Below are 2979 nucleotides of genomic sequence, written 5' to 3' on the forward strand. Positions count from 1 at the left end.
GACTTTAAGATAGGAGGGATATGTTTTGAAAAATACAATATTGGTATTAGATATGAAAAAAATTCTAATAGTTATTGTCTTCATCATATCTTTTATAATATTACTTCCCCTTGCTTTAATAGGTAAAGAAGTTAAAGAAATTAAAGAACATAATGATAAAGGGTATGTTAAAGAAAATAATATACAAGAGAAGGAAGAAAGCTCCTTAGATATATTAAAAGGGGATATAAGCGTATACATAAGTAAAGAAGATAGAATTGAAACTATGAGTTTTGAAGAATATATAAAGGGTGTTGTATCTGCTGAAATGCAGGCTTCCTTTGAAATAGAGGCCTTAAAAGCTCAAGCTATTGCAGCTAGGAATTTCTCTTTGAATAAAATAAAATATAAGTGTACTGAAGCTAAAGGAGCTGATGTTTGCGATACAGTTCATTGCCAAGTATACAAAAGTAAGGATGTTAAACTAAAAGAATGGGGAAAAGGTGGAGAAGAAAATTATAAAAAAATTAGCCAAGCTGTAGATGAGACTAAAGGCGAATTTATGTATTATGATAAAAAACTTGTTGCTTCAGCTCAGTTTTTTGCTATTAGTTCTGGTAAAACAGAAAATAGTAAGGATGTATTTGGTGGAAACCCACCTTATTTAAAGTCAGTAATGAGTCCTGGTGAAGAAGCTGCTCCTAAATATAAAAGTTCAAAGACTATAAAATTAAATACATTTATAAACACTGTAAATAAATCATATCCAAAAGCTAAGTTATCAAGTAAAAATGTAAAATCAACCGTTGCAATACAATCAAGGACTGAAGGTGGTTCTGTAAATGAGATAAAACTTGGCTCTGAGACTATACGCGGTGTTGATTTTAGAAAGCTTTTTAATTTAAATTCTGCCAATTTTACACTAACCTTTAATAAAGATAGTATAACTATAGAATGTGTTGGATATGGACATGGCGTTGGAATGAGCCAATGGGGTGCTAATGCTATGGCTAAAAACGGAAGCAATTATAAAGAAATACTTACCCACTACTATTCAGGAGTTACTATAGAAAAAGATTATTAAAAATAAAACAAACACCATATCATACAAAATAAGATATGGTGTTTGTTAATACTATAAATTAACATTATTTTACCCTCTCAATTATTGCCCCTAGCTTTTTAAATTTTTCCTCTATGGCAACATATCCTCTGTCAATATGGTGTATATCACTTATAGTAGTGATACCATCTGCACAAAGTCCTGCTAAAATAAGGGCTGCTCCTGCCCTTAAATCAGTAGCCTTAACATTACATCCACTTAGAGATTTAACCCCTTCAACTATGGCACATCTTCCATCTATCTTTATATTAGCTCCCATTCTTTTAAGCTCTCCAGCATGCATGAATCTATTTTCAAATACGGTTTCTGTTATTATACTTGTGCCTTTTGAAAGAGAAGCAAGAGTCATGATTTGTGCCTGCATATCTGTTGGAAACCCTGGATAAGGCATAGTTTTTATATCCATAGCTCTTAATCCTTTATGTCCATTAATTAATATGAAGTCCTCTCCTATTTCTAAAGTTGTTCCACTCTCTATAAGTTTTGCAATAACTGGTCTTAGATATTCTTCTTCTACTCCTAGTATTTTAACCTTGGAATCAGTTAAGGCAGCGGCTATCATATAAGTCCCTGCTTCTATCCTATCAAAAATAGGAGTATAGCTCACACCATGTAAACTTTTAACTCCATTTATTCTTATTGTATCACTTCCAGCTCCTTGAACATTAGCTCCCATTTTTATAAGAAAATTAGCTAAATCTTTTATCTCTGGCTCTTCTGCTGCATTTTCTATTACAGTTTCCCCCTCTGCCAAAACTGCTGCCATCATTATATTTTCTGTAGCTCCTACAGATGGAAAATCTAGATATATATTACTTCCCCTTAATCTATCTGCTTTAGCTTCTACATATCCATATCCCAAATCAATTTTAGCTCCTAAGGCTTTAAATCCTTTTAAATGAAGATCAATAGGTCTAGTCCCTATATTACATCCCCCTGGAAGGGATATTCTAACTCTCCCAAATCTAGATAACATAGGCCCCATAATAAGAAATGATGCTCTCATTTTTCTTACTAGTTCTCCACTGGGTTCATCTGTACTTAATATTTCACTAGTATCTATATATATATTATTATGATTAAATTTAACCTTAGAATTCATACTATTTAATAAATTACATATTACATGAACATCTTCTAATGCTGGTGCATTACTAATTATACATTTATCTCCACTTAAAATAGAAGCCGCTATAATAGGGAGAATAGAATTTTTAGCTGCACTTATAGTTACTTCACCTTTAAGCTGGTTCCCACCCTTTATAACTAATTTTTCCATATTTTCCTCCATAAAATTGTTAATAACTAAATGTAATTATAGGAGTACCTATATTTACATATGTTCCTGATGTATATTTGTTAATCGAAAAGTTTAAATCAACTTTCTCATTTGCTATTATTTCACTATTAAAAAAGCCCGTTAAAGCTGTACCATAAACTTCTTTATTATTTATGGTTTTTACATTATTACTTCCTATAAGTTGTAAAAATAATTGCAATTTCTTTTCATATGTCTTTGGTTCCTTATCCTCTAATTTACCTCTTATAAAATAATATGTGTTTATATTCTTATATTCTGTGTTTATAAGATTTAATATGTTATCATTTATTTGGTAAAGCTTTGTATCGTTATCCTTTATCCCCATATTAATGTATATTTTCCCTTTTGATTCCAAAAACTCATCAACTATATCTAAATCAATATTTTTAGAATCTTTATATTGATTTAAATTTTCTACCAACTCTTTTCCTTCCTTATCTTCAACATTATTTACTTCTATTCTCATTGCTTTTTCTACTACCTGTCCACTTAATAAGGTAACAACTCCAGTTAAAAATCTTTCCTCATTTATAATAAAAGATGTAGAAAGTAATGC

General features: G+C 30.5%; 3 protein-coding genes. 1 reads left to right on the plus strand and 2 read right to left on the minus strand.

The window, feature by feature from the left end:
- Nucleotides 1–25: 25 nt before the first annotated feature.
- The gene (spoIID, locus tag AB2369_RS12680; RefSeq protein ID WP_367666837.1) at nucleotides 26–1063 is read left to right on the plus strand and encodes a stage II sporulation protein D; all 1038 of its coding nucleotides are present in this window, start codon (nucleotides 26–28) and stop codon (nucleotides 1061–1063) included.
- Between the two features lie 64 nt (nucleotides 1064–1127).
- Here the strand turns inward: spoIID and murA are convergent, their stop codons facing one another.
- Nucleotides 1128–2381: a UDP-N-acetylglucosamine 1-carboxyvinyltransferase gene (murA, locus tag AB2369_RS12685; protein ID WP_367666838.1), complete on the minus strand. Its 1254-nt coding sequence runs from the start codon at nucleotides 2379–2381 to the stop codon at nucleotides 1128–1130.
- A 19-nt stretch (nucleotides 2382–2400) separates the two neighbouring features.
- The coding region (locus tag AB2369_RS12690) for a YwmB family TATA-box binding protein (RefSeq protein ID WP_367666839.1) at nucleotides 2401–2979 on the minus strand (579 nt) is incomplete at its 5' end.

Source organism: Clostridium sp. (assembly GCF_040797585.1).
GTDB lineage: Bacteria > Bacillota > Clostridia > Clostridiales > Clostridiaceae > Clostridium_Z.